The 2,466-nt window shown below is 70.7% G+C and carries 3 protein-coding genes; 1 reads left to right on the forward strand and 2 read right to left on the reverse strand.

Features of this window, described 5'->3' with window-relative positions:
- Positions 1-97 precede the first annotated feature (97 nt).
- Positions 98-931, reverse strand: a complete 834-nt coding sequence (locus tag QH196_RS18865) for an ABC transporter ATP-binding protein (protein WP_280417120.1) — start codon at positions 929-931, stop codon at positions 98-100.
- 38 nt (positions 932-969) lie between these two features.
- The gene (locus QH196_RS18870) at positions 970-1,806 is read right to left on the reverse strand and encodes an aminoacyl-tRNA hydrolase (RefSeq protein WP_280417121.1); all 837 of its coding nucleotides are present in this window, start codon (positions 1,804-1,806) and stop codon (positions 970-972) included.
- A 454-nt stretch (positions 1,807-2,260) separates the two neighbouring features.
- On the opposite strand from QH196_RS18870, the gene QH196_RS32360 reads away from it, so the two are divergent.
- A partial coding sequence (locus tag QH196_RS32360; RefSeq protein ID WP_348538086.1) for a pseudouridine synthase occupies positions 2,261-2,466 on the forward strand: 206 nt, incomplete at its 3' end.

A 2,466-nucleotide genomic window follows, 5' to 3' on the forward strand; every position in this document is an offset into this window, starting at 1 on the left:
CCCCCCCCCCCCCCCCCCCCCCCCCCCCCCCCCGCCGGCGGCGGCCCCTTGCAACCCCCCCCCCGCCCCCCGGGGGGCGGCGCCATGGATACAGCTCTCAGCGGGAGCGGTGGCGGCCGAGGCGGCGGGCGCGGCGGGCGAAGTAGCGGTCGTCGATCCGGTCCAGGGCGATGGATTGGCGGAACGCCTCGCTGAGGTTCTCCGCGGTCAGCACCTCGTCCAGCAGGCCCTGGGTGACGATTTCGCCCTCACTGAGCAGCATGCAGTGGGTGAAACCGGGCGGGATCTCCTCGACGTGGTGGGTGACCAGCACCAGGGCGGGCGAGTCGGGGTCGGCGGCGAGATCGCCGAGGCTTTCCACCAGTTCCTCGCGACCCCCCAGGTCCACACCGGCGGCCGGTTCGTCGAGCAGCAGCAGCTCCGGATCGGTCATCAGGGCGCGCGCGATCAGGACCCGTTTGCGTTCGCCCTCCGAGAGCGTGCCGTAGGTGCGGTCCAGAAGATGTTCCGCGCCCAGGCTTTCCAGCATATCGATCGCGCGGTCGGTATCGACATCATCGTATTTCTCGCGCCACCGGCCGAGTACCGCGTACCCCGCGGAGACGACCAGATCGGCGACCCGTTCATCGGCGGGGATCCGGGCCGCCAGCGCCGCCGAGGACAGGCCGATCCGCGGCCGCAGCTCGCTGATATCCGTCCGGCCCAGGCGTTCGGCCAGCACATAGGCCGTCCCGGAGGAAGGATGGGCTTCCGCGGCCGCGATCTGCAGCAGAGATGTTTTACCGGCCCCGTTGGGCCCCAATATCACCCAGCGTTCGTCGAGTTCGACCTGCCAGGTGACAGGCCCGACGAGCGTATGCCCGTTGCGGCGGATGGAGACGTCGGTGAAGTCGATGAGCAGATCTGGATCGGGGTGCGCCACGGCCTCCATCTTGTCTCGAGACGTCCGCGGCCGCGGCACCGGGCACGCTACCGCTGATCGAGTCGCGCCGGGCGGGTGGCGATCACCGTGGTCGAACCGGGGGCCACCTCGGTGAAACCCGCGTCACGGACGGCGGTCGCCGCGCTACGCGCCACCGCGGTGCGCAGCATCTCCCATTCGTCGGGCTCGGCTTCGCGGACCGCGCAGGCGAATCCGCGTTGCGCCCAGGCCCGCGCCTGCTCCACGGGCAGCGCGCCGGCGAACAGCATGCTCGCATGCCCGACCTGCGCCGCGGCCTTACCGACCGTCATCCCCAGCGCGGCATTCACCCAGAACACCGGCACATCCAGCGGAACCGGCCCCGGATCGTCGGATTCCAGGTCGGTACCACCGATCTGGAGCCGCCGGATCCGCGGATCCACCGACCCCACCGGTCCCGGCACCAACGCCCGCACCAGTGCCCCACCGCTTTCGACGGTCACTCCGGGCACCTCGTTCGCGGCCGCCCACTGCGCACCCCGGGCCCGCCGGGCGACCTTCCGGATCCGCGACCGCTTCCACGCCAGATACGGCTGCTCCCATTCGCCCGCGGAACCCACCCGCGGGTCCAGGCACAGCGCCACCGCCGCACCGGCCGCCGCGGCGAGCAGATCGCTGCGCGCGGGCGGATCGGTCTTGGGCAGGTGCAACACCATCTGCATGGCCTGAACCTGGGCGGGATCGTCGGGGTCGCCCGAGCCCCCGTAACCCGCGGCGAGTTCCGCGTGGCGCTCGGAAAACCCTGGGTCACCGAAGATATCGGCATCCGGGTCCGGCGGCAGGTCCCCCACCTCGTCCCGTTCGTGACCGCCTGCCACCATATTCCCGCCGCTATCCGGCAGCATCACACAAAGCCTCCAAGCACCCGACCAACACCGGTCGACAGCCTACCTACGCATCCGCACCCCGCCCGCCGTGGACCTGCTTCCGCAATCCCCTCCGGCGGCGCGACACGTGCGCACAGCCCGGCCCGACGCCACGCGTCCAGCAGCATCGAGCCTTCGAGGCATTCCGAGACTCGTCCATCCGAGCCGACCACACCGGCAGCCGACGAGACCCGCCGTACAGGTGCCGACCACACCGGACCGCCCTCACCGCCGGGCATCGTCGAGTGTGCAGAAGCTCCGCCCCGCACCCCCACGCAACCAACGGCGCCAGCCCCCACGCAACCAGCGACGCCAGACTCCCACGTAACCAACGGCGGTGCCGAGTTCAGCGAGTCCCTGAAAGGTTTCGGCCCGTCCCTGCTGTCCGTGCTCGAGGCAATGCGGCGCAGCCGCGGCGCGGCGCTCGATTTCAATATCGTGTTGTCGGCTCGGGGCGTGGACCGGATCGTGGATATCCGGGGTGCTGTCCCGGTCCCGGTTGAACCGGGACGAGCGAGCCGGGCAGCGACTGTTCCATGTGGGCCGGCTCGATGCCGATACCGAGGGACTGTTGCTGCTCACCAACGACGGCGACCTCGCGCATCGGCTCATGCACCCGTCTTTCCAGGTGTCCAAGAC

The organism is Nocardia carnea, assembly GCF_029868325.1.
In the GTDB taxonomy this organism is placed as follows: Bacteria; Actinomycetota; Actinomycetes; order Mycobacteriales; family Mycobacteriaceae; genus Nocardia; species Nocardia carnea_C.

Bases quoted from the DNA above. Each gene is read 5' to 3' on its own strand.
- QH196_RS18865 (WP_280417120.1), bottom strand. From the start codon at position 931: ATGGAGGCCGTGGCGCACCCCGATCCAGATCTGCTCATCGACTTCACC.
- QH196_RS18870 (WP_280417121.1), bottom strand. From the start codon at position 1,806: ATGCTGCCGGATAGCGGCGGGAATATGGTGGCAGGCGGTCACGAACGG.